22 protein-coding genes and 3 tRNA genes are annotated in these 21,812 nt (G+C 64.1%); 7 read left to right on the top strand and 18 right to left on the bottom strand.

What is annotated here, in order from left to right; all coding sequences use genetic code 11:
- Positions 1-46: 46 nt before the first annotated feature.
- The 4 genes from ettA to DX923_RS06785 all read right to left on the bottom strand — a co-directional run bounded on the left by ettA (position 47) and on the right by DX923_RS06785 (position 5,801).
- Positions 47-1,729, bottom strand: a complete 1,683-nt coding sequence (gene ettA, locus DX923_RS06800; RefSeq protein WP_116113633.1) for an energy-dependent translational throttle protein EttA — start codon at positions 1,727-1,729, stop codon at positions 47-49.
- A 44-nt stretch (positions 1,730-1,773) separates the two neighbouring features.
- Positions 1,774-2,301, bottom strand: a complete 528-nt coding sequence (locus DX923_RS06795; protein ID WP_162872827.1) for a single-stranded DNA-binding protein — start codon at positions 2,299-2,301, stop codon at positions 1,774-1,776.
- 156 nt (positions 2,302-2,457) lie between these two features.
- Positions 2,458-4,131: a GTPase gene (locus tag DX923_RS06790; RefSeq protein ID WP_116113630.1), complete on the bottom strand. Its 1,674-nt coding sequence runs from the start codon at positions 4,129-4,131 to the stop codon at positions 2,458-2,460.
- Positions 4,128-5,801 (bottom strand): ABC transporter, encoded by a 1,674-nt coding sequence (locus DX923_RS06785; RefSeq protein ID WP_240322782.1) that lies wholly within the window; start codon positions 5,799-5,801, stop codon positions 4,128-4,130. The genes DX923_RS06790 and DX923_RS06785 overlap by 4 nt, the downstream gene beginning before the upstream one ends.
- Positions 5,802-6,059: 258 nt before the next feature.
- Between DX923_RS06785 and DX923_RS06780 the strand changes: the two genes are divergently transcribed.
- Positions 6,060-6,314, top strand: coding sequence for a hypothetical protein (locus DX923_RS06780; RefSeq protein WP_162872826.1), 255 nt, complete (start codon positions 6,060-6,062; stop codon positions 6,312-6,314).
- A gap of 52 nt (positions 6,315-6,366) precedes the next feature.
- On the opposite strand, the gene DX923_RS06775 is transcribed toward DX923_RS06780, so the two are convergent.
- Both DX923_RS06775 and DX923_RS06770 read right to left on the bottom strand, forming a co-directional pair.
- Positions 6,367-6,440 (bottom strand) — tRNA-Arg (locus tag DX923_RS06775).
- A gap of 165 nt (positions 6,441-6,605) precedes the next feature.
- Positions 6,606-7,709, bottom strand: coding sequence for a PrsW family intramembrane metalloprotease (locus DX923_RS06770; RefSeq protein WP_205413112.1), 1,104 nt, complete (start codon positions 7,707-7,709; stop codon positions 6,606-6,608).
- A 300-nt stretch (positions 7,710-8,009) separates the two neighbouring features.
- Between DX923_RS06770 and orn the strand changes: the two genes are divergently transcribed.
- Positions 8,010-8,600 (top strand): oligoribonuclease, encoded by a 591-nt coding sequence (gene orn / locus DX923_RS06765; RefSeq protein ID WP_240322820.1) that lies wholly within the window; start codon positions 8,010-8,012, stop codon positions 8,598-8,600.
- A 135-nt stretch (positions 8,601-8,735) separates the two neighbouring features.
- Positions 8,736-8,811, top strand: a tRNA-His gene (locus tag DX923_RS06760).
- Between the two features lie 105 nt (positions 8,812-8,916).
- Here the strand turns inward: DX923_RS06760 and DX923_RS06755 are convergent.
- The 6 genes from DX923_RS06755 to DX923_RS06730 all read right to left on the bottom strand — a co-directional run bounded on the left by DX923_RS06755 (position 8,917) and on the right by DX923_RS06730 (position 13,157).
- Complete coding sequence (locus DX923_RS06755) at positions 8,917-9,660, bottom strand: carbohydrate ABC transporter permease (RefSeq protein WP_240322781.1); 744 nt, start codon at positions 9,658-9,660, stop codon at positions 8,917-8,919.
- 179 nt (positions 9,661-9,839) lie between these two features.
- Positions 9,840-10,760, bottom strand: a complete 921-nt coding sequence (locus tag DX923_RS06750; protein WP_116113620.1) for a carbohydrate ABC transporter permease — start codon at positions 10,758-10,760, stop codon at positions 9,840-9,842.
- Complete coding sequence (locus DX923_RS06745) at positions 10,757-12,121, bottom strand: extracellular solute-binding protein (protein WP_240322780.1); 1,365 nt, start codon at positions 12,119-12,121, stop codon at positions 10,757-10,759. Before DX923_RS06745 ends, DX923_RS06750 begins: the two co-directional genes overlap by 4 nt.
- 272 nt (positions 12,122-12,393) lie before the next feature.
- Positions 12,394-12,481, bottom strand: a tRNA-Leu gene (locus DX923_RS06740).
- Positions 12,482-12,591: 110 nt separating this feature from the next.
- Positions 12,592-12,822, bottom strand: a complete 231-nt coding sequence (locus DX923_RS06735; RefSeq protein WP_116113619.1) for a hypothetical protein — start codon at positions 12,820-12,822, stop codon at positions 12,592-12,594.
- An 86-nt stretch (positions 12,823-12,908) separates the two neighbouring features.
- Positions 12,909-13,157, bottom strand: a complete 249-nt coding sequence (locus DX923_RS06730) for a DUF3263 domain-containing protein (protein ID WP_116113617.1) — start codon at positions 13,155-13,157, stop codon at positions 12,909-12,911.
- A gap of 166 nt (positions 13,158-13,323) precedes the next feature.
- On the opposite strand from DX923_RS06730, the gene DX923_RS17010 reads away from it, so the two are divergent.
- Complete coding sequence (locus tag DX923_RS17010) at positions 13,324-13,524, top strand: DUF6767 domain-containing protein (protein WP_116113615.1); 201 nt, start codon at positions 13,324-13,326, stop codon at positions 13,522-13,524.
- A 36-nt stretch (positions 13,525-13,560) separates the two neighbouring features.
- On the opposite strand, the gene DX923_RS16140 is transcribed toward DX923_RS17010, so the two are convergent.
- The 5 genes from DX923_RS16140 to DX923_RS06705 form a co-directional block, all read right to left on the bottom strand.
- Positions 13,561-13,881, bottom strand: a complete 321-nt coding sequence (locus DX923_RS16140; RefSeq protein WP_162872825.1) for a FeoC-like transcriptional regulator — start codon at positions 13,879-13,881, stop codon at positions 13,561-13,563.
- Positions 13,878-15,860, bottom strand: a complete 1,983-nt coding sequence (gene feoB / locus DX923_RS06720) for a ferrous iron transport protein B (RefSeq protein ID WP_116113614.1) — start codon at positions 15,858-15,860, stop codon at positions 13,878-13,880. The genes DX923_RS16140 and feoB overlap by 4 nt, the downstream gene beginning before the upstream one ends.
- On the bottom strand, positions 15,857-16,111 hold the full coding sequence (locus DX923_RS06715) for a FeoA family protein (protein WP_162872824.1): 255 nt from the start codon (positions 16,109-16,111) through the stop codon (positions 15,857-15,859). The genes feoB and DX923_RS06715 overlap by 4 nt, the downstream gene beginning before the upstream one ends.
- Positions 16,112-16,195: 84 nt before the next feature.
- Positions 16,196-18,301 carry a RecQ family ATP-dependent DNA helicase gene (locus DX923_RS06710; RefSeq protein ID WP_116113610.1) on the bottom strand — a complete coding sequence of 702 codons (2,106 nt, stop codon included), beginning with the start codon at positions 18,299-18,301 and terminating at the stop codon, positions 16,196-16,198.
- Between the two features lie 10 nt (positions 18,302-18,311).
- Complete coding sequence (locus DX923_RS06705; RefSeq protein WP_116113608.1) at positions 18,312-19,070, bottom strand: lysophospholipid acyltransferase family protein; 759 nt, start codon at positions 19,068-19,070, stop codon at positions 18,312-18,314.
- A 59-nt stretch (positions 19,071-19,129) separates the two neighbouring features.
- On the opposite strand from DX923_RS06705, the gene DX923_RS06700 reads away from it, so the two are divergent.
- From DX923_RS06700 to DX923_RS06690, 3 genes are all read left to right on the top strand, one after another.
- The gene (locus DX923_RS06700; protein ID WP_116113606.1) at positions 19,130-19,897 is read left to right on the top strand and encodes a HipA family kinase; all 768 of its coding nucleotides are present in this window, start codon (positions 19,130-19,132) and stop codon (positions 19,895-19,897) included.
- Positions 19,897-20,307 (top strand): DUF3037 domain-containing protein, encoded by a 411-nt coding sequence (locus DX923_RS06695; protein WP_116113605.1) that lies wholly within the window; start codon positions 19,897-19,899, stop codon positions 20,305-20,307. Before DX923_RS06700 ends, DX923_RS06695 begins: the two co-directional genes overlap by 1 nt.
- Positions 20,308-20,371: 64 nt before the next feature.
- A complete protein-coding gene (locus DX923_RS06690; RefSeq protein WP_116116199.1) occupies positions 20,372-20,899 on the top strand; it encodes a YbhB/YbcL family Raf kinase inhibitor-like protein in 528 nt (175 codons plus the stop codon).
- A 54-nt stretch (positions 20,900-20,953) separates the two neighbouring features.
- Here DX923_RS06690 and DX923_RS06685 read toward each other — a convergent pair whose 3' ends face one another.
- Positions 20,954-21,790, bottom strand: a complete 837-nt coding sequence (locus DX923_RS06685) for a TrmH family RNA methyltransferase (protein WP_116113603.1) — start codon at positions 21,788-21,790, stop codon at positions 20,954-20,956.
- Positions 21,791-21,812: the final 22 nt, after the last annotated feature.

The following is a 21,812-nucleotide window of genomic DNA, read 5'->3' as shown; positions in this document are numbered from 1 at the left end:
CCCACCCGCTGGCCGGTGGGCACACTCGACGATGTCGTCGTCGTGATCAGTCGCGAGTCAGCTTACGGTAGGTAACCCGGTGCGGCCGGGCCGCTTCGACACCGAGCCGCTCGACCTTGTTCTTCTCGTAGGACTCGAAGTTGCCCTCGAACCAGTACCACTTCCAGGGCTCTTCCTCGGTGCCCTCGTAGGCGAGGATGTGGGTGGCCACCCGGTCGAGGAACCACCGGTCGTGGCTGATGACCACGGCGCACCCGGGGAACTCCAGCAAGGCGTTCTCCAAGGAACCGAGAGTCTCCACGTCGAGGTCGTTGGTGGGCTCGTCGAGGAGCAGCAGGTTGCCGCCCTGCTTCAGGGTCAACGCCAGGTTGAGCCGGTTGCGCTCACCGCCGGAGAGCACCCCGGCGGGCTTCTGCTGGTCCGGCCCCTTGAACCCGAACTGGCTGACATAGGCCCGGCTGGGGATCTCGACCTTGCCGACCTGGATGTAGTCCAGGCCGTCGGAAACGACCTCCCACAGCGTCTTGGCCGGGTCGAGCCCAGAACGGGTCTGGTCGACGTAGCTGATGTCGACGGTCTCCCCGACCCGGACGGTGCCCGAGTCGGCGTCCTCCAGGCCCACGATCGTCTTGAAGAGCGTGGTCTTGCCGACACCGTTCGGGCCGATGACCCCGACGATGCCATTGCGCGGCAGGGAGAAGCTCAGGTCCTTGATGAGGACCCGGTCACCGAAGCCCTTGGTGAGCTTGGCGACCTCGATCACCGTGGAGCCCAGACGGGGCCCCGGCGGGATCTGGATCTCCTCGAAGTCGAGTTTGCGGGTCCGCTCGGCCTCGGCAGCCATTTCCTCGTACCGGGCCAGACGCGCCTTGCTCTTGGCCTGACGCCCCTTGGCATTGGAACGCACCCACTCCAGCTCGCTCTTGAGCCGTTTGGCGAGCTTGGCGTCCTTCTTGCCCTGGACCTGCAGCCGCTCCTGTTTCTTCTCCAGGTAGATCGAGTAGTTGCCCTCGTAGGCGTAGAGCCGCCCGCGGTCGACCTCGGCGATCCACTGGGCCACGTTGTCGAGGAAGTACCGGTCGTGGGTGACCGCGATGACCGCACCGTGATAGGCGGCCAGGTGCTGCTCCAACCACTGCACGCTCTCGGCGTCGAGGTGGTTGGTCGGCTCGTCGAGCAGCAGCAGGTCAGGCTTGGACAACAGCAGTTTGCACAAGGCGACCCGGCGGCGCTCACCACCGGACAGGACACTCACGTCCGCATCCGGCGGTGGGCACTGCAAGGCGTCCATCGCCTGCTCCAGCTGGGAGTCCAGGTCCCATGCGTCGGCGTGGTCGATCTCCTCCTGGAGCTTGCCCATCTCGGCCATCAGGGCGTCGAAGTCGGCGTCGGGTTCCCCCATCTCCACGGAGATCTGGTTGTACCGCTCGACCTTCTCCAGGATCTCGCCCATGCCCTCCTTGACGTTGCCGAGGACGTCCTTCTCCTCGTTCAACGGGGGCTCCTGCAGCAGGATGCCCACGGAGTACTCCGGGCTCAGCCGCGCTTCCCCGTTGCTGGGCTGGTCGAGCCCGGCCATGATCTTCAGGATCGTCGACTTACCCGCCCCATTGGGGCCGACCATGCCAATCTTCGCGCCGGGATAGAAAGCCATCGTGACGTCGTCGAGGATCAGCTTCTCGCCGACCGCCTTACGCGCCTTGGTCATGGTGTAGATGAACTCCGCCATGCTGTTCAGGCTATCGTTCGAGCGGCCCTAACCCGAATCGGAGCTCAGGCCTTACCCACCGCAGGATCGCCATGGCCCTCCGCAGGCTCGGTGAAGAAAGCCGCCCCGTTGTGCTCGGCGTCCTCCGCGGGCTCGCCACCCGTCTGCCAGGGCGCAGCCTCCGCGTCGTTCTCCCCGGTGACCAACCGGGTGACCGGGCCGTCCTCTCCGTCCGGCCGCACCCGGGTGAACTGGGAGACCCCGCGAGACAGGTCATGGCCGATGCCTGTCGCGTCGATCTCGACACGCACCCCGCTCTTCTCCTCAGTACGCCACTGGTTGACCCGCAAACGGCCAGTGACGATCAGTGGCTGCCCCTTACGTACAGACTCAGCCGTATTCAACGCGAGCTGGCGGAAAGCCACCACGGTGACGAAATTCGTCTCGGCATCGACATAGCGTCCACTGTCCTGGTCACGACGACGCACCGTCGACGCCAACCGCAGGGTGACATAGGCATCTCCATTGCGGGTGACCCGGCGCACCGGATCCTCAACAGCGTTGCCCGACATGGTGATCAGCGTCTCGTTCACAACAGGACCTCTTTTCCGACAGCCGGAGGGAAGACCCGCCCGGCGGTGCATCACCGCGATGCACCGCCTTCAGCTTCCAGCGGTGGAAAACCTCGGAGAGACCCTGTCGAAGCACCTGTGGACAACCCCAGGAGCACGGGGCCGGTTGTGCACGAGCTAAGCGGAACGCACCCGCCCCAGATGCTCCCGAGTACGCCGATGCTGCTCGAGGATCTCCTGGACCGGCGACAACAGGTGGTTCACCGCCACGACCCCGATCTCGTCCGACAGACGTATCTCCATGTCGGATCGGCGGCGGGCAGCGCCCATGTTCACGAAAGGACGCGAACCCAAGGCCAACAGCACACCACCGGTGAACGACAAGACGATCAACACCGTCGGCAGGGGTATCCCCGCTACCTGCGGAACGACATCGGAGACATCCGACAGGAAGGACCAACCGGTCAACGCCAACAACCACAAGGTGGCGCCCACCATGGTCACCATCAGGATCCATTGGACAACGGAGACGACGTACCACCACATCGGAGCACGGTCACGCAACGGAGTGGTGAGCACCGCCGAGTCCAGAGATTCCAGGAGCTCCCGGTTGTCCAAGGACGAGGCGTCCTGCACTGCGCGAGCCCAGCGTGGCGGTAACCCCCTGCTGGCCTGGTTCCCTACCGAACGCATGATGCGTTCCACCTCGGCGCGGGCGGCAGGAGTCGGTTCCGGCAGGCTCGTGCGCCCCAGCAAGTCGGCCACGTCTGCGCTGGCACCGTCCCGCTCGCCTGCAGGCACCATACGGATCGCGTCCGGTCGTACCTTGCGCACCCAGCGCCACAACGGCCAGGACACCATCCGATAAGCCTGGCTACGATAGTCGGCGGCCACGGAGTCCAGGACCGTCGGGATCCCGGTCGCACGGGACAGCGATTCGACGACCTCGTCGTCCTGCGACACCTCCACGGAGGCTTCGGCCGTACCGATGTGGGGAATGAGAGCATCCGCCTCACGTTTGACATCGGCCAGCAAACGGGAGCGTGCCGCAGTGGCCGCTTTGGTCGCCCCGGACAAGGCGTCCCGTAATTCACCGACGCCTTCTCCGGTACGTGCTGAGAGGAGCAGGACCTCGGCCGCGTTCAGCCCGTCGTCGGCGAGGAGTTTGCGGAGGTCCTCCCGACAGGCTTCGGCCTGGTCGGTGGCCATCCGGTCGGCCTGGTTCAGCACGACCAGGGTCACCGTCTGGTGTTGAGAGGCCTTGCGCAGGTATTCGTCGTGGAGCACCGCGTCGGCGTACTTCTGCGGGTCGGTGATCCACACGAAGACATCGACCAGATCGAGTACCCGATCGGCCTCGGCCCGATGCTCCGGACGGAGGGAGTCGATATCCGGCAGATCCAGAAGTACCAGGCCGGAAGGCACCTCGCCGTCCAAGTGCGAAGCCCACCCGCTGCGAGCGTTGTCCTCCGCGCTGACTCGATGACGCACATCGGCGCCGATCCAGTCGAGCAGGGCCTTGGGGCTTTCATCGCCCCAGATCGCAGCGCTGACCCTGCTCGTCGTCGGACGCAGGGCACCCACCCGGGAGACCTCTCGGCCCACCATGGCATTGAACAGAGAGGATTTGCCCGTACCGGTCGCTCCGGTGAAGGCCACCACAGTGTGCTTACCCGACAGCGCCAGGCGCTCCGAGGCCTTCTTGAGGACCGCTTCTGCGCTGGCGACCTCCTGCGGAGGAAGATATCGCCCTCCGGCGTCGATGGCACCGGTCAGGCCCTCGACAGCCGACTTCAACCCGATCGCCGGGTCCGAGGACGACGGTGCCGGATGACGTTGCCGCCGCCTCATCGGTTCGCCTTCACCGCTGCGACGGCCCGCAGCACCCGTTCCGGCTGTCCTGTATCCAGCTGCAAATCAGCGAGCGCGCTCAGAACCCGTTCCTCCTCGAGGGCGTAGAGCGCGTCCACGCGCTCCGCCAGGCTCTCTCGAGCCTGCATGACCAGATGTTCGACCGCTTGTTCTCCGTAGAGCGTTGCAATCAATTTCCGGGCGAGCGCAGCAGATCGGTCAGCCATCGCGCTGTCCTTGTGGGGAAGTTCTGCCGTGTCGCCCACAGGGCTGAACGCAGCCACCATCAAGACAGTGCCCACGGCGTCGACCCCGAAGGAGAGCAGCCTCGCTGTGGTGCGCCGGTCCTTGCCTTCCGAACGAGCGAAGAGCAGGATCTCCTCCTGCCATTCAGCTACCGCGGCTTCGGCGCGCGCCGAGAGGTCCGCAGGAATGATCTCCAGTTCAGGGAAACTCTGGACGACCTGAGCTCCGCCGGGTATGAGTGACCATCGGCGGGAGATCGCTTGGGCGGCCTTTTCGGCCTGGGAGAGGATCAACTCGCGGACACCGACCCTGAGCGCGCCGTTCAGTTCTGCGGTGGGTGCTGGGCGATTCCCCAGTGCAGAACTGACCCGAGTGCGGAAGCGTCCTACGGCGGCCTCGAAGGACCGGTTCAGTTCACCGCTGTGGGTGTAGTCCTGCCAATGCGCGAGGACGGCGCCGCCCAGCAGGGAGCCATCGGCAAGACTGGCGTCGACGGCCCTGCAGGCTTCTCCGTAACTGGAGTGGGCGACGGCTTCGAGCTGTTGCACCGTCTGGATCTGAGCGGAGCTGGCTTCGGCGATCTCTGCGGCCTGCCCGTCCAGGGCGTCCAGAGCCGAGTTGAGGCTCTTGCGGATGACCACGCCGCGGGCTTTGCTGCTTCCGCCGATCCGGCTGATCCATTCCCGAAGTGGCACCAGTTGTTTCTCCGGGAGCATGCCTTCTTCGTCGAGGCAGGATTCGGTCAAGGTGAACACCGGAGCGGATCTGAGGCCTTCTCGTGCGAGCAGTCCGCTGAGGTGGTCACCGACGGATACCGCAGACTCGGGCGGCACGCGGTTCAGCACGATCGCGACGGACGGTCCGTGATCGGCTGCTTGCCGGAGTAACTCCCACGGAACAGCATCGGCGTATCGGGTGGCGGTGGTGACGAAGATCCACAGATCTGCTGCGGCCAGCATCTGACGGGAGAGGTCGCGATTGGCTTCGACCACTGAGTCGATGTCCGGTGCGTCCAGGAGCGCGACGCCCCGTGGTAGGCCAGGCGCGTGGGCCAGTCGGAGCGTGCCGGGGTCGTGGTGGTCCTCGGATCCTTCGACCCGGTCGAGGCCGGGCAGGACGCGGGGGCCTTCGAACCAGTTTTCGTCGTCGGCATGATGAGCCAGGACACAGGCCCGTGTGGTGGGTCGCAGTATTCCCGTACGGGTGACGGTCTTCTGGGAGAGACTGTTGACCAGGGTGGACTTTCCTGCGCCGGTGGATCCGCCGACGACGGCCAGCATGGGCGCTTCTAGATCGGCCAGTCGCGGGAGGATGTAGTCGTCGAGCTGATCGACCAGCTCTGAACGGTCCTTACGGGCTTGGGATGCGCCATCGATGTCCAGGGGTAGAGCTACGGAACCCAGCTCTTTGCGCAGGATTCGCATTGCCCGGGAAAGGCTCTCCGATGACACCGTTTTCGCCACTGGCTCATCGTGTCTCGCGCCTTCATGGATTCCAAAGTGCCGCGCCGGTGCAGATCGATGCGGAAGCCGGGTCGCTGCGGATGTGGTTGCTGTCGGCTGAGGTCGGCGTGACCACCATGCGGGGCGTGTCGGAAGCCTCACGATGTCACCCCCCGTGCCGATGCGTCAGGAGTCAGCACTTCCCCCAAGGACGGGGACGATACGGACACGGAGGTCCACATGACCACGCGAGGACTGGTCGACCCAAGTATGGCGAGCGACACCCACACCCCCTTCTCCACCACCGCCGAGGCGGATGAGCGCATGTTCCAGATAGTGGAGCAGCAGTCGGCCTGGACCGCTGCTGCCATTGCCCGGAGCGACCCGCAACAATGGCTGTTCGCAGAACGTGCCCGTTATATGCGTGAAGGCTCCTGCGACCCTTGGGCGGAGCAGATGCTCTACCGTGCAGGTCTTCTACCACTCGCGAACTGAAGCAGCTCCAGGTTGGCTTCCCCGCCGACCTGTCGCTGGCGACAGTTCATCGCGCCCCCGGTAGGACTCGAACCTACGACCTAGAGATTAGAAGGCTCTTGCTCTATCCAGCTGAGCTACGAGGGCAAGCATCGAAGGATACTCCGGTGCGCGTCGAGTCTACTGGGAGAAGAAGCCCCGATCTGACACCGACGCACGACACGATGCCATACCGATCCTTCAGGTTTGATCTCGGTTTGCCGGGAACATCCTGAATCTTCGGGGAACCGGTGAGCGAGGTGGGGTTCGGGTTCAGAGATAGAGCCGCTCTCGGAGTCGTGAGATCTCTTGCAGGAGTGCTCCTTCCTGGTCAAGAAAGTCAGCTGGAGCAGTACCGTGACGGACGCGATGTCTCAGGAAGGCGAGCTCGGTCGCATCGTCCTGGAAATGTTGCATGTCCGTTGCAGCGGCAGATCCTCCTCGACTTCTAGCCCATTCTCGGGCGCGTCGCCGGGCCGGCAGACTGCTGAGCATCGTGACCTCTGGCGGTTGGAAGAGCCCTACCGGCACGAAGCCGGAAAGCTCCTCGGCGATGATCCGCCCTTCCCGACGTCGTGCCCAGGCCGCGAACCCTGAGATCACCAGGAAGATGGGTACTTGAAGAAGCACGTACACCGTCAGGCTGACCGCAGCGCCCAAGAGCGCAGTCAGGTTCCAGGCTGCGTGGAGAACGATCGCAGCGACCAGGCCCAGCAAGGGTGCCCGTAGCCGCCCGCCCTTACCCGCGGTATATCCGGCGGCGATCCCCAGGCCGATGCCGGTACAGACCGTGAACATCGGGTGTGCGAAAGGACCGAAGATCCCCCGGCTCAGCAGGACGACGAACAGCCCGGTCGTCCCTGAGCTGTCGAACCCTCGACCGAAGTAGAGGATGTTCTCCGCAAAGGCGAAACCGGCGGCGCAGATGGCCGCGTAGACGATACCGTCCACGATCCCGTCGAACTCGTTCCGACGCAGCACCATGATGAGCAGGACACCGAGGCCTTTGAGCACCTCCTCGACGACGGGAGCCACCATCACTGCGGCGACCTCGTGGACACCGTCGATCTCGGCGACGTGGGTGAGGAAGACCATGGACGAGGTGTTGAGCACCAGAGCGCCGGCAGTGGCCACGCAAGCACCCCAGAGGAAAGCGGTCACCAGATAGCGGGTCGGTTCGGCTTCGAAACGGTCGAGCCAGAGCACGGCCGGGACCACGATGGCCAAGGGCACCAGCGCAGCGACCAGACCGATCAGTGAGCCTGCCCGCCCGACCTGCATGTCCAGGCCGGCCATAAAGACCAGCGAGCCGACGAGGAAGAGAGAGCAGAGCGCCCCGAACCAGAGCCAACGACGAAGTACGGGGCGAGCGCTCATGACGCGAGCAGCTTCGTCCCGCCATCGCGGCAACGAGCGTCGCCTTCGTCGCTGACGTCTGCTCCAGTTGCGTGTCGGTGGTATCGCGTCGAGCCTGGCGGTCACTTCAGGGTGGCTCCGATTCTCCGGGGTCGAGGGCATGGACGTCATCCCTCCTGTCCGTTGCCGCTGGTCGCCATCCACGGTACCGACCGCCCGGACGTCGGGGGTACCGGTCGGCCGGACGCCTAAGGTGAAGGGGTGAGCAGTTCTCCCCAAGACAAGTCCCGTGTCGATCGCATCGTCTGGATCGACTGTGAGATGACCGGTTTGTCCTTGACCGACGACGCACTGATCGAAGTAGCGGCCCTGGTCACCGATTTCGACCTCAATCAGTTGGGCGACGGGGTCGATGTGGTGATCCGTCCAGAGAAAGCCGCACTGGCCCAGATGAACGATTTCGTCCGCAATATGCACACCTCCAGCGGCCTTCTGGATGAGCTCGAAGAAGGCGTCAGTCTGCAGGAAGCCCAGGAGCGGGTGTTGGAGTACGTCCGCCGGTGGGCACCCGAAGCGGGTAAGTCTCCGCTCGGTGGCAACACCGTCGCCACCGACCGCGGCTTCCTCGCCCGGGACATGCCAGAGCTGGAGCAGTGGCTCCACTACCGGATCATCGACGTCTCCTCGATCAAGGAGCTGTCGCGCAGGTGGTATCCGCGGGCCTACTTCAATACTCCGGCGAAGCACGGCGGGCATCGGGCGCTGGCCGACATCCGGGAGAGCATCGCGGAGTTGCGGTACTACCGCGAGGCGGTCTTCGTCCCACAACCGGGTCCGGACAGTGAACGGTGCCGCCAGCTGGGCTCCCGCTTCGAGATCGCCCCTGCTGAAACTTCCAAAAACCCTTCTTAATCAGGGATACCCAGCAACCGAAGGAAGAACCATCGATCAGCTTCACGCTCACCCGGCGGAAGATGGTCATGAGCACCCCTCAACTCGGGGTACGATAGTCGCCGCTGCTGCGAATAACGCAGACAACGGCGCATGGTGGGTGTAGCTCAGCTGGTAGAGCACCTGGTTGTGGTCCAGGTGGTCGCGGGTTCAAGTCCCGTCACTCACCCCAGGTGAACGAGGTCCGGCCCAGTCAAAAACTTGACTGGGCCGGACCTCGTTTCGTTTCCCGCACACACCGTCGGTCAGGCCGAAGCCGATAAGCAGAGCCCGGCCGTCACTTCACCGCACCTGCCGTCATCCCCGACACCAGGTGTCTTTCGATCACGGCGAAAAGCACGATCACCGGCACGACGGCGATCACGGCCGCTGCGAAGAACTGATCCCAGTGCTGCACATAACCCGTCACATAGGAGCGCATTCCGACGGTCAGGGGTTTCCTGGTGTCATCGACCATCAAGGTCAGCGCCACGACGTACTCGTTCCACGCTGCGATGAAGGTGAAGATCGTGGCGGCCACCATCCCGGGCAAGGTGATCGGGAGCATGATCCGCCCCAGGATCGCTAATTCTCCGCACCCGTCGAGTCGAGCAGCCTCGGCCACCTCGTCAGGGACCGCACTGAAGAATCCGTGCAGGATCCATATCGCGAAAGCTAAATTGAAGGCAGCATTCGTGAAAATCAACGCTGCATACGTATTGATCAGGTTTAGTTCGAAGAACTGACGGTAGATCCCGACCACGAGGGCAGTCGGGGAGAACATCTGGGTCATCAACACCACCATGAGGAAAGTTCCTCGGCCTACGAAACGAAACCGTGCCGTGTAATACGCCGCAGGCACAGACACCGCCACCACCAGCGCTGTCGAAAGCAAGGCGACGATCAGGCTCGTCCCCAACCAGCTGAGAAAGCGACCGTCACCGAGCACCTGCAGGTAGGTATCCCACTGCCATTGCCGTGGAAACAAACTCGGCGGAGTTCGCTTGACGTCGGTACTGCTGCGGAAAGTGTTCAGAAACATGACCGCATAGGGTGAGAGAAAGACCGCTGCAACTAATCCGCCGACAGTAGTCAGCAGATAAGGGCGGACTGAAGAATAACCCTTAGGGGAGCGAGAACCGAGCGGAGACAGGCTTTCTTGCCCGTTTCTGCATTGTCGGCCCTCCCCGGACATCTGGTCGGAGGAAAGCGAAATGACGCTCATGACCGTGTGGCCTTTCTCCAGTCGATGACTTTCAGATATGCGGCCACAACGAGCAGGATCAACAACATGTTGACGATGCCTGCAGCCGCAGACATCCCGACGTCTTTCTCCTGCGATTTGAAAGCCAGTTTGTACATGAAGGTGATGGTCGTGTCATGCAGATACCCCGGGTTGCGGTCATTGAGCGTGTAGACGAGCGGGAAGCTGTTGAAGACATAGATGATGTTCAGGACGCAAGCGATCATGAGCGACGGACGCAGCAGAGGAAGAGTGACCTGCCGCCAGGTCTGCCACCGGGATGCGCCGTCCAGCCGGGCAGCTTCGAAGACGTCCTCGGGGATGGCGTCGAGACCGGCGATGAAGGTGTATGTCGTGAACGGGAGCGACACGAAAACGCCGACCGCCACCATGGATGCCATCGTGAACCGGTCGTCGCCGAGGAAATCGATCGGCGCCTCCACAAGGTGGAGAGACTGCAGGAGCTGATTGATCATCCCGTGGTGGTAGTCGTAGAGCAGCACGAAGAGCTGCGAGGTGACCACCAAGGAAGCCGCCCAAGGCACGATCATCGCCCACCGCACCAAGGAACGTCCCCGAAAGTCCTTGACGAGGAACTGTGCCAGCCCCAACGAGATCACGACGGTAATGGCGACGACGGAGACCACCCACACGACGGTGTTGGTCAGGACCGTGGACAGGTCCGGATGCCGGAACAAATTCGTGTAGTTGGCGCCGCCTGCGTCACCGAGCCTCAACCCGGTGATCGAATAACGACCCAGCGAGGCATCGACAAGTTTGACGACCGGGAAGAGCACCACGCCCAGGATCAAGGCAAGCGCAGGCCCCAGCCACAGCAAGGTGGTATGCCACGGTCGCTGGTTCGTCACCCCGCTCGCGCTCTGCCGCGAGAGCGTCATTTGGCGGCCTCGGCCTGTCCTTGCAGTCTGTCGAGCACGGCTTTGGGGTCGCCGTTCTCTGCGGAAGCACGGCCGAGGTTCTGCTGGACCGCCAACTTGACCTTGTCCCAGGTCGGGTCGTCGGTCGGGGTCAAACGAGCCTGGGGAAGGGTGTCCAGATAGACCGTGAGTTTCGGGTCACCTTTGAATTCTTCAATACCTGATTTCGTCACCGGGAGAAAACCTTCCTTCTTGATGAAGGTGTTGACCTGCTCCTTGGCGTAGTAGAGCTCGTAGAACTTCTTGACAGCGTCCTGGTTACCCTTCTTCTTGAATGCCATCAGATAGTCGGTGACACCGAAGGTTCGCGCCGGTCCTGCTCCTTTGGTCGGCATCGGGGCGATGCCGTACTGCACCTGGGCATCCTTGTCGAGTGCTGCCGCAAGCGGGCTGAAACCGACGACCATTCCGGCTTTGTCGGACTTGAACAGGTCGAAGGCATCGGCCCGGTTGGTCTTTCCGGGATTGTTCTGGGTGACCTTCTCGACAACGGCCAGGTTCTTGAGGAAGGTCAGCGTCTCGACATTCTTGTCGGAGTTGATCGTCCAGGTGCCGCCGGATTTCCAGTCGCCGCCGTTGTTGAACATCCAGATGGACATTTCGGCTTGGGACTCTTCCGGGCCCAAGGGCATGGCGTAACCGACCTGCCCGTTACCCAGCGCCGTGATCTTCTTGGCAGCGGAAACGAAGTCGTCCCAGTTCTTCGGGGGGTCGGTGATCCCGGCCTGAGCGAAGAGAGTCTTGTTGTAGAAGAGCGCCCGGGTGCTGGACAGGTCAGGGAAGCCGTACAGCTTGCCCTGATAAGTACCCGAGGCGACAAAGGCGTCGATCAGGTCCGATCGCGCAGCAGGTGGGAGAACTTCTTCACCGTGGTAGAGGAGTCCGTCCTTGGCGTAACCGGCATAGGCGTTGAGGTTGAGGATGTCCGGCATCTGCTGGTTCTGGATCATCGTCGAGGATTGCTGGTCGATGTCTTCCCAAGGCACGACCTGGACCTCGAGTTCGTAGCCGTACTTGTTCTTGTACGTCGTGGCGAAAGAGTCCCAGAAGGCTTTGGTGTTGTCCTTGCTGTACTCGGCGGCGACGAGTTTTATTTTGGTGGTTCTCTCTCCCGCCCCGGAGCCAGACGCTGTGCCTGCGCCGGTTCCACCGCTGCAGGCGCTGAGTGTCAGGACAAGGGATCCAACAGTGAGGAGCAGGAGCCGCTGCTTCACGATGCCTCCTGGGCAGATCGCCTGCGGCAGGATCCCCAATGACCCCGCCGCCAGAACGTGACGCACGTCCAAGTCTGCCTTCGGTGCAACCGAGTCCTCAAGAGACATAAGCAATATCGTCCCTGTTCGTAGGCCCGGAGAGCATTAATTTAACAGTTGCTCACTGAGATTTGCCCCCTTCACGAAATATGCGTCGACCTCGCGGATCCGTTGCTTGGGCGCATCAGCCACCCGGAGATTCGGAATCAGCAAGGGAGCAGACCCCTGAGAACGGATGGTGCGTGAAGCCCACACTCTCCACCGGAATGGACAAACACGTCCAGTACACGACTGAGGGCCGATCACTCACTGAAAAGTGATCGGCCCTCAGTCGTCATGATTGGTGTCCGGAGGGGGACTTGAACCCCCACGCCCGATAAAGGGCACTAGCACCTCAAGCTAGCGCGTCTGCCATTCCGCCACCCGGACAGGTGTTCCTGCTTTGCTACGAGTAAGTCGCTCACGCTCGCTGCAACAGCACGAAACACTAGCATGTGAGCTCGCCTGACCGAAATCGCTTCCGGCCAGGCGAGCACCAGCTAGGCCATGACTGTTTCCACCCACAACGCGACGATGTGATCCCGGGTGAAACTCACTGTCGCCGGTTCGGCGAAGGTCCGCGTCGTGGTGCCCGTGACGACGATCTCGTGGCTGTCGATGTGTTCGTCGTGGATCAGACGCTGTAGATGGTCGTTCGGGTCACCGTCGAAGGCTCTGGTCAACCACTCCGTACCGTCGATGGTGATGAGGCGGACCTGCATCATGGTCATGGTGTTCTCCTGGTGGCCGGGCGAAAAGACAGAAACGGCCTACCGGCCGCTCGGGACAGAGGTGCCGACAAACCGGCACCGGAGAATCAAAAATCGGGGCGACGCATCTGCCGCACCTGGCGAAGACGGCTGATCGTCTCCGGGTCGTACTCCAAGGCTGCCGGGTCATCGATGAGAGCGCTCAAGACCAACGCGTAACCGGACGGCGACAAACCCAATGTGCGGGCCGCCTCGCTCTTGTAGTCCTGCACCTGGGGGGCCTGGCCCCACTCCCGTTCCAGGTCGATCACGGCCCGGTCGCGATTGGACAGGCCCCTCGCACGGCGTCTACTCATGTGCCCACCTCCTCGGCAGCCCTCATCGGCAGCAATCGCCTGTGGTTGAGCGCAGTTCCCGGTATCGGTCGCGACTGACATCCTGACGCGCCCCCGTCGTCGCGCTCCCCCGGAACCCACCGATAATGGGTAGTGGAGGAACCAGGGGCAGTGGGAAGGGAGATCCATGGGATCGGAACAACTTGAACCGGTCCGCCGCTATGTGCCCGTCCCCCGGTGCCCGGTCCGCCCGACCGACCCGTGCAGCCTGTGCCAGCAGAGTGTCAAAGGCCCCGCTGACTGCGGACTGGTCTACCTCGTGATGAGTGACCCCGAATTACGCGAAGCGGCGCGACTGGCCAGGGAGCAGGCACGCCGCCAACGATAGGCCTCGATCCCGAAGCAGGAAGCCGGGGACTTCAGCTCAATGCTCCCCGCCGTCCTTCGAGCATCTCGCGGCCGGCCCCCTGGAGAAGAGCCTCAGGAGTACCGGAGCCCGCTGAGCGCGCTCACCAGCACCCCCACATCCCGGAGAATCATCAGGTCCTGCCGTCGAGCACCCACCACAACCTGCATCGGAGCACCCCGAGGAAAGCATCCGGGAATCCACCCGACCGACCCGAGCCAGATGAGCCACCGAAGCTGCCACGACATCCCGGTCGATCCCGGTACGCGAGGCGATCTCCCCCACCGTCACCGCGCCACCCTCGACCGCGTCCAGCACCTGCCGCAGTGGGCCACTCATGCCCATAACCTGCCGGTCTGGAAGACCGCGACCGCCAATACCCACGCCAGCGCCAGTTGCAAGACCAACCCGAAAAGCGTCCACCTGATGCCCACTTCACGCCGCTGTGCAGCCAAAGTCGCTACACATGGCGTATAGGAGAGCAGGAAGACCAGGAAAGCCAGTACAGCGGGCAAGGCATGTCCGCCTGAAGATGCCTCGAAGGCCTCCCGCACGTGGCCGGCCAGGCTCTCCGCGCCCGCGTCCTCCGGATCCTCTACGGCGTAGGTCTGCGCCCAGGAGGAGATCACGGCTTCCTTCGCCACGAAACCGACCACCAAGGCACTTGCCGTCTGCCATTGACCGAAACCGGCCGGGGCGAAGGCCGGAGCGATCGCTTGGGCGCTCACTCCGTAGGCGCTGTCCTCGATCTCGACCGCGCCGAAGGTGCCATCCCCCCGCACCGGGGTGGACTGTAACGCCCAGACCACGATCACCGTCGCCACGATGACCCCACCCGCCGTCCGTAGGAATCCTTGAACCCTGGTCCAGGTCACCGCCAGCGACAACCGCGCTGTCGGCCGCTGGTACGGCGGCAGATCGAGGATCAACGGCTCCGAGCCCATCGTGCGCCACAGGGTCCGCCGCAAAACCAGGCCTACGAGGAGCACCAGGACGATCGAAAGCACATACATCGCGAAGACCACGTTGCCCGCCTGCGTCGGGAAGAAGATCCCCGCCAACATGACGTACACGGTCAGGCGGGCGCTGCACGAGGTGAAAGGAACCAACAAAGCCACCAGGATCCGCTGACGGACCTGCCCCAGGATTCTCGTGGCACTGATCGCCGGGACATTGCATCCGAAGCCGACGATCAGCGGGAGGAAAGCCCTCCCCGGGAGACCCAGACGACGCATCATCCGGTCTGCGACCACGGCAGCACGCGCCATGTACCCCGAATCCTCCATGATCGCCAGAAGGAGGAACATCAAGGCCATCAGCGGAACGAAGGTCAGCACCATTCCGACACCGGCGATGATCCCCTCGACCACCAACCCTCGCAAGGGTCCCTCAGGAATCACCGCGCGAGCGGCATCCGACACCGGCCCGGAGAAGAAACTGTCCAAGGCGTCCTGAAGGGGCTTCGCCACCGTGGTGGTGATCTGGAAGACCGTCCACATCGCCGCCAGAAAAATCAGCGGCCCGGCCACCGGATGGGTCACCACGGCGTCGATCTTGTCCGAACGGGTGAGTCGATCGTCACCATCATGCTGAGTGGCCGCGGTGACTGCCGCGTCGATCCATCCGAAGCGTTCGTCCTCAGCAGCGAATTCGTCGCTCGTGAGAGCGGCGATCTCCCGGGGTGCAGGCACCTCTTGGTGAAGGACCTCGTCAACGGCCTCGGAAAGAGATTCCTGACCCTGTCGGCGGCGGGGATCCACCGGCACGACCGAGCAGCCCAGGGCGTCTGCGAGCGCACCATGATCGATCTCGATGCCGCGGCGGAGAGCGACATCGCCCATGGTCAACGCAACCACGATCCGGTAGGGGTACTCACGCAGCTGGGCGACCATGTGCAGGCTGCGGGCGAGATGCGCGGCGTCGACGATCACGACCACCAGGCCGGGGCGTTCAGCTACCGGGCTGTCGACCAGGAGCGAGCGGGTGAGAGCTTCGTCCGGCGAGAGCGGGTCGAGGCTGTAGGCGCCGGGTAGGTCGAGGACCGTGGCGTCATGACGCAGACCAGCCCGGGTATGCCAGATCCCGCTGCCGACCTCGACGGTGGTGCCGGGCCAGTTCCCCACGGTGCGGCGGGCGCCAGTCAGGGCGTTGAACAGGGTCGATTTCCCGACATTGGGCGATCCGACCAAAGCGATCACCGGGCTGCCGGAAGCAGCCGTGTCCCCGCTGCCATCGGCGCAACAGGCTGGTTCGGTCAGTGGTCGAGCGGGCGCGATCAGGTTCCGTGGCGATCTGATGTGGTGGTCTTTCGAGTTCATGCCGTCGCCTCCCGGGCGTATCCGGTGAGTTGACGGGTGGTCTGCGCATCGAGGGCTATCCGGGAGCCGGCAACGGAGATGATGCGTCCGCCGCCGGCAGTGCGACGAAGTACGGTGAGCCGGGCGCCGGGGCGCAGGCCCAGTTCAGACAGTCGTCGGCGAGCTCCGTCGATGGCGGCGACGGATTCAAGAGTGTGGCTGACGCCGAGGGGCATCTCGGCCAAGGAGAGCAAGGTCTTGCTGCAGGGCATGGAATGATCGTAAATCCATAGGTAAGCCACACCTAAGCATTTTTCGGCACACAGCATACAATCAGGACAAAAGGCCCGATTTGGCTATTCGGCCTGCCTACGGTGCACGACCAACGGCAAGACCGACGAGGCGCCTTCCCGACGAAGGAAACTGCCCGCGACAGTGACCGACCAGCCGGTCGCCGACGCGTCAACGACGAGAAGAATCGTTCGTCCCTGCACATCAGGTCGCGGCGATTTTGCACAGATCTCATGCCAGGCCGACGCCCGCACCGCAGAAGACGACGCCTCCGCAGGCGGTTTTCCCGCGAGGTCCCACGACAGGACCGGGATCCTGCCCACGTGCCCCAGACGGTCGGCGACCCCGGAAGAAACCTCCAGAAGCCCGGCAGCAGCGAAGGACACGATCAGATCGGGCCGGTCCGCCCAGGACGTCCGCCATCGCACCAATGCCGATACCGCAGCATCCAACAGCTCCGGTTCCGCGGCTCCCTGCCCCGACAGGCTTCCGGCCAGAACCTGCGACCACTCCGGGGCCGACATGTGCACCAAGACCCGCCCGGGATCGACCGACTCACTCTGCGGAATACGCCCCGACCTCCTGAAGACACCCCCGGGCCACATCTTGCGCGGTTCCCAGATCTGGGACTGTCCCTGCAGATCACGCCGTAAGGCCTCTACGGTCTCCGGGCGGGGACGAGACGACCAGCCCGCGGGAAGCTCTCCGGTACACGTCGAACACCGGCCGCAGGAACGGGCGGACGGGTCGTCCAACGCCTCCTGCAACAAAGACATCAAACAGGTGTGTCCGGACAAGAAGGAACGCATGATGTCCGCTTCACGTCGACGGACCGCCAGGATCCCCTCCCGGCGTTGCGGATCGTCCTGCCAGACACGGCCCGTCGCTCGCCACCCTGCAGGGGTGCGCTCAGCGACCTCGTCCACGGCCAGCTGCTTCAGCAATAACTCGACCTTGGAACGACGCAGCCCCGACTCAGCCTCCAGCCGGGGGACACTGATCGGTTCCGCCGTCGGAGGTGGCAGCACGGCGAGTAGCCTCTCCACCTCCTTCGGGGCAGGAAGACTCGCCGATGCGAAATAATCCCAGACATAGCGGTCCTGAGCGGAGGGCAGACAGACCACCGTTGCGCGTTTTATCGCCCGGCCGGCTCGTCCGACCTGCTGGTAATAGCTCACCGGTGACGGCGGTGCCCCGACATGGACGACGAACCCCAGATCCGGTTTGTCGTATCCCATGCCCAGCGCAGAGGTGGCCACCAGGGCCTTGACCCGGTTCTCCCGTAGAGCGTCTTCCAGCCCAGCCCGTTCCTGGGCCGGCAGCTGTCCGGTGTAGGCCGCCACCGGACAACCCTCCCCGTAGTGACGGGTGAGCACCCCGGCCAAGCTGTGGGCATCGGCGACCGTCAAGGTGTACACGATCCCCGAGCCAGGCAGCACCGGAAGGTGATCCACCAGCCAGGCGTAACGTTCCAGCGGGTCCAAACCGGCGATCACCGTCAGATCCAGGCTGTCCCGGGCCAGCGGACCCCGCTGCACCAAGGTCGACTCACCCAATTGCGCCGCCACATCGGCAGTGACCCGCTCGTTCGCGGTGGCCGTGGTCGCCAGCACCGGCGCCTGCGGGTTCATCCGCTGCAACAGATCGGCGACCCGCCGATAGTCCGGGCGGAAATCATGACCCCAATCGGACACCGAATGAGCTTCATCGATGACCAGAAGACCCAGCCGATCACCCAACCGGTCCAACACCCGGGCCCCGAAGCTCGGATTGGCCAACCGTTCCGGAGACACCAGAAGCACATCGATCCGGTCGGAGAGCAGATCCTCCTCGATCTGTAGCCACTCCGCTTGATTCGAAGAGTTCACCGTGGACGCACGCAGTCCGGCCCGCTCAGCTGCCGCGACCTGATCGCGCATCAAGGACAACAATGGAGAAACCACCAGCGTCGGCCCTGCGCCGCGCACCCGGAGCACCGCCGACGCAGCCCAGTAGACCGCCGATTTGCCCCACCCGGTGGCCTGGACGACCAGCACCCGGGCGGACGGACGGAGCAGGCCGGCCACCGCCGCCCGCTGGTCGGGCCGCAAATGCGCCTGCGGCCCGGCCAAGGCCGTCAGAACCTGCGTCGTGATCTGCTCGGCGTCCTCACCCCACCCGGCGCTGATCATGCCTGTCCAGTCAGTTCTGGCTGGCGCGTGCCGCCCGACGTGCGGCGATCTCGGCATCGTCCAGGGCAGTCGCCTCTGCCAGGCTCGGCGCGGTGCCCCCCAGACGCTGAGGGACGAACTGCAGATCCTCGCCGGTGAGCACCGGGTACTCCCGCTGTTCCACGTCCAGCAGAGCCTGCATCCGCCGCTTCAGATCGGCGGTGACCGTCACCGCGTCCTCGGTCTTGGCCACGACAAAAGGCTCCCCGACACGAACCGCGATCGGTGTACCGGTACGTCCCATCCGCTTGGGCTTCCCCTTCGTCCAGACCCGCTGGCTCCCCCACAGCACCACCGGAAGGACCGGCGCGCCGGAGGCCTGCGCCATCCGCACCGCACCCGACTTGAACTCCTTCAACTCGAAACTGCGGCTGATGGTGGCCTCCGGGAAGACCCCCACGATCTCGCCCTGACGTAACATCTGCAACGCACGCTTGAAAGAGGCGGCACCAGCTTCACGGTCGACGGGGATATGTTTCATCCCCCGCATCAACGGACCAGACACCGGGCTACGGAAGATCGAATCCTTACACATGAAACGCACCACCCGACCGGTCTGATAAGCGGCGAGACCGGCATAGGTGAAGTCCATGTATCCGGTGTGATTGATGACCATGACCGCAGGCCCGTCCTGAGGAATGTTCTCCGCCCCCGTGATCCGGAAACGCAGCCCCTGGGCGGCGAAGACAGCACGGGTAAGCGCGATGACAGGCGTGTAAACCGGTTCCATGCGGACAACGTAACCGAGGACGGACCTCGCCCGCGCACGACTGCCGCTAACCTGGACCGGTGCTTCCCATCGTGACGGCGACCCGGTACATCATGCCCTTCCGCGAAGGCGGATCCTTGCCGGGCCTGGTCGAAGCGGACGACCTGGGCATGTACGTCGTGAAGTTCAGCGGAGCAGGTCAAGGGCTGAAAGTTCTGGTGGCCGAGGTGATCTGCACCGGCTTGGCGCGTCTGCTCGACATCCCCACCCCAGACCTGGTGTCGATCACCATGCCACCACCCATCGCCCGCTACGAGGCCGACGAAGAGGTCCAGGACCTGTTGAACGCCTCCCCCGGCACGAACCTGGGCGTCGACTACCTACCCGGAGCCTTCGGCTACGACGGATCGCGCCCGCCCTCGGCACGGCAGGCCTCGGCCATCATGTGGTTGGACGCCTTCACCGCCAATATCGACCGCACCTGGGCCAATCCGAACCTTCTCGTCTGGGGAGGACGAACCTGGGCCATCGATCACGGCGCTGCCCTCTACTTCCACCACTCCTGGCCGCGGCGCCCGGCCGACCCTGCACGTTTCGCAGGACAGCCCTTCGACGCATCCTCCCATGTACTCGCCGATATCGCCGACAGCCTCCGCACACATCACGAGGAATTCGCTGCCCGGTTGACTCCGGACGCCCTCGCCGACGTACTGGGCGAGGTCCCCGAGGAATGGTGCGAGCCCACGACGGACCTCCTCGACCCGTCGGCGCTACGACGAACCTATGTAGAACATCTGACCGCGCGGCTGGCCACCCCCGAGATCTGGCTCCCCGGAGACGCGTCCTGATGAATGCACCCTCCTCCCCGCCGAAAAGCTCACGGCAGGTGCCCTACCAGTACGTCGTCCTGCGTTGTCTGCCCCGCGTCGAACGCGAGGAATTCATCAATGTCGCCGTCATCCTCTTCTGCCAGGAGGAAGGCTTCCTCGAATGTGCTTGGGCCGTGAACACCGAACGAGCACTCGCCTTGTGCCCGGGACTCGATGTGGCCACCCTGAACTCCTCCCTGGAGATCGTCCGGGACGTGTGCGCCGGACGCACCGGTCACGGCCGACCTGACCTGGGACGGCTCGGGGCCAGGTTCGGCTGGCTACGCGCACCGCGCAGCACCGTCCTGCAGCCAGGGCCGGTACACGGCGGGCTGTGCGCCGACCCTCAGCAGGAACTCGACCGGCTTGTCGATCTGCTGGTCCGCTGAGAGCAGGCGCGCCGCAACCGAACTGAGCTGGGCCCGTCTCCTCCGTCTCATTAGGCTCAGTGTCATGAACCTCGACCGACCCACATCTCCGGATCCGTACACCCTCCTGCCCCAGGTTCCTTCGTTCACCCTGGAATCCGATTTCGTGGACCGCAGCGACCTCCCCCAGGATCAGGCCTACGCCTTCGGCAACACCTCACCCCGCCTGGTCTGGTCAGGGGCTCCAGCAGGCACCAAGAGCTACGCCGTGACCTGTTTCGACCCCGATGCCCCCACCCCGTCTGGATTCTGGCACTGGTTCGTCGTCAACGTGCCCGGTGAGATCCACGAGTTGGCGGTCGGCGCCGGGGAAGAGCACGCTGGACGTCTCCCCTCCGGGGCCATCCACCTGCGGAATGACTACGGCACGCGCGACTTCGGTGGCGCAGCCCCGCCTGCAGGCGACCGGGCTCACCGTTACATCTTCGCGGTGACCGCCCTCGACGTGGCCCATCTCGACATCGAATCGGAGGACACCCCGGCCAAAGCCAGTTTCATGATGCTGCAGCATGTCATCGGGCGCGCCGTCCTCACCGGGATGTACACCGCCTGACCGGCCTTCCCGGACCGGGGCTTTCCACCGCTTCCGGGCTGAACCGGCTCCCGATCAGCCCGGAAGCGGACCGGCAGGCAGCGCAGGCGCACGCAGTGCCCACATCGCGACCGCTGCCGCTGCCGCCACGTTCAACGAATCGACCTGCCCCGCCATCGGAATACGCACAGCCAGGTCGCACGACGCGATGGTGCGGGCCCGCAGTCCGTCCCCCTCCGTTCCCAGGACCACGGCCAACCGCTCCGGCGGATCGGCCGCAATCTCGTCCAGAGTCACCGCGCCGAGCTCCAGCGCGAAAGCCGCAACGGTGAAACCCAGCCCATGCAGCAGATCTATCCCTCCTGGCCAGGGATCGATCCTTGCCCAGGGGATCTGGAAGACCGTGCCCATCGACACCCGGATACTGCGCCGGTACAACGGATCGGCACATCGTGGCGTCACCAGGACGGCGTCCACCCCCAAAGCAGCAGCGCTGCGGAAGACAGCACCGACATTCGTATGGTCGACGATGTCCTCCAGCACCATCACCCGCCGAGCCTGAGCAAGGATCTTCTCCACCGGAATCGACTCAGGACGGTGCATCGAGGCGATCGCACCCCGGTGCAGATGGAAACCGGTCATCTCCGTAATGACCTCGTCCGAACCGACATAGACCGGGATGCCCTCGGACTCGGCCTGACCGACCAGATCGGACAGTTCTTCAGCCCACCGAGCCCCCATCAGGTAGGAACGCGGCCGATGCCCTGCAGCAAGGGCCCGCCGAATGACCTTGTCGCTCTCCGCGAGATACAACCCCCGCTCGGTGTCGAGCTTGCGACGCAGAGCGACATCGGTCAGCCGGAAATAGTCGGCGAGCCGGTCATCTGCGGCATCGGTCACCTCGATGGTCACGGTGTCCTCCCAGGAAGCAGCC

The organism is Austwickia chelonae, assembly GCF_003391095.1.
In the GTDB taxonomy this organism is placed as follows: domain Bacteria; phylum Actinomycetota; class Actinomycetes; order Actinomycetales; family Dermatophilaceae; genus Austwickia; species Austwickia chelonae_A.
This window is presented reverse-complemented; position numbering and strand designations above follow the sequence as displayed.

Coding starts and splice junctions, on each gene's coding strand:
- DX923_RS16140 (WP_162872825.1), bottom strand. CDS start 13,881: ATGAGTGGCCCACTGCGGCAGGTGCTGGACGCGGTCGAGGGTGGCGCG.
- DX923_RS06710 (WP_116113610.1), bottom strand. CDS start 18,301: ATGATCAGCGCCGGGTGGGGTGAGGACGCCGAGCAGATCACGACGCAG.
- DX923_RS06790 (WP_116113630.1), bottom strand. CDS start 4,131: ATGAGGCGGCGGCAACGTCATCCGGCACCGTCGTCCTCGGACCCGGCG.
- DX923_RS06785 (WP_240322782.1), bottom strand. CDS start 5,801: ATGCGAATCCTGCGCAAAGAGCTGGGTTCCGTAGCTCTACCCCTGGAC.
- feoB (WP_116113614.1), bottom strand. CDS start 15,860: ATGAACTCGAAAGACCACCACATCAGATCGCCACGGAACCTGATCGCG.
- orn (WP_240322820.1), top strand. CDS start 8,010: ATGACCGGTTTGTCCTTGACCGACGACGCACTGATCGAAGTAGCGGCC.
- DX923_RS06730 (WP_116113617.1), bottom strand. CDS start 13,157: ATGAGTAGACGCCGTGCGAGGGGCCTGTCCAATCGCGACCGGGCCGTG.
- DX923_RS06690 (WP_116116199.1), top strand. CDS start 20,372: ATGAACCTCGACCGACCCACATCTCCGGATCCGTACACCCTCCTGCCC.
- ettA (WP_116113633.1), bottom strand. CDS start 1,729: ATGGCGGAGTTCATCTACACCATGACCAAGGCGCGTAAGGCGGTCGGC.
- DX923_RS06695 (WP_116113605.1), top strand. CDS start 19,897: ATGAATGCACCCTCCTCCCCGCCGAAAAGCTCACGGCAGGTGCCCTAC.
- DX923_RS06755 (WP_240322781.1), bottom strand. CDS start 9,660: ATGTTTCTGAACACTTTCCGCAGCAGTACCGACGTCAAGCGAACTCCG.
- DX923_RS06770 (WP_205413112.1), bottom strand. CDS start 7,709: ATGAGCGCTCGCCCCGTACTTCGTCGTTGGCTCTGGTTCGGGGCGCTC.
- DX923_RS06715 (WP_162872824.1), bottom strand. CDS start 16,111: ATGCCCTGCAGCAAGACCTTGCTCTCCTTGGCCGAGATGCCCCTCGGC.
- DX923_RS06750 (WP_116113620.1), bottom strand. CDS start 10,760: ATGACGCTCTCGCGGCAGAGCGCGAGCGGGGTGACGAACCAGCGACCG.
- DX923_RS06745 (WP_240322780.1), bottom strand. CDS start 12,121: ATGTCTCTTGAGGACTCGGTTGCACCGAAGGCAGACTTGGACGTGCGT.
- DX923_RS17010 (WP_116113615.1), top strand. CDS start 13,324: ATGGGATCGGAACAACTTGAACCGGTCCGCCGCTATGTGCCCGTCCCC.
- DX923_RS06735 (WP_116113619.1), bottom strand. CDS start 12,822: ATGACCATGATGCAGGTCCGCCTCATCACCATCGACGGTACGGAGTGG.
- DX923_RS06780 (WP_162872826.1), top strand. CDS start 6,060: ATGACCACGCGAGGACTGGTCGACCCAAGTATGGCGAGCGACACCCAC.
- DX923_RS06705 (WP_116113608.1), bottom strand. CDS start 19,070: ATGGAACCGGTTTACACGCCTGTCATCGCGCTTACCCGTGCTGTCTTC.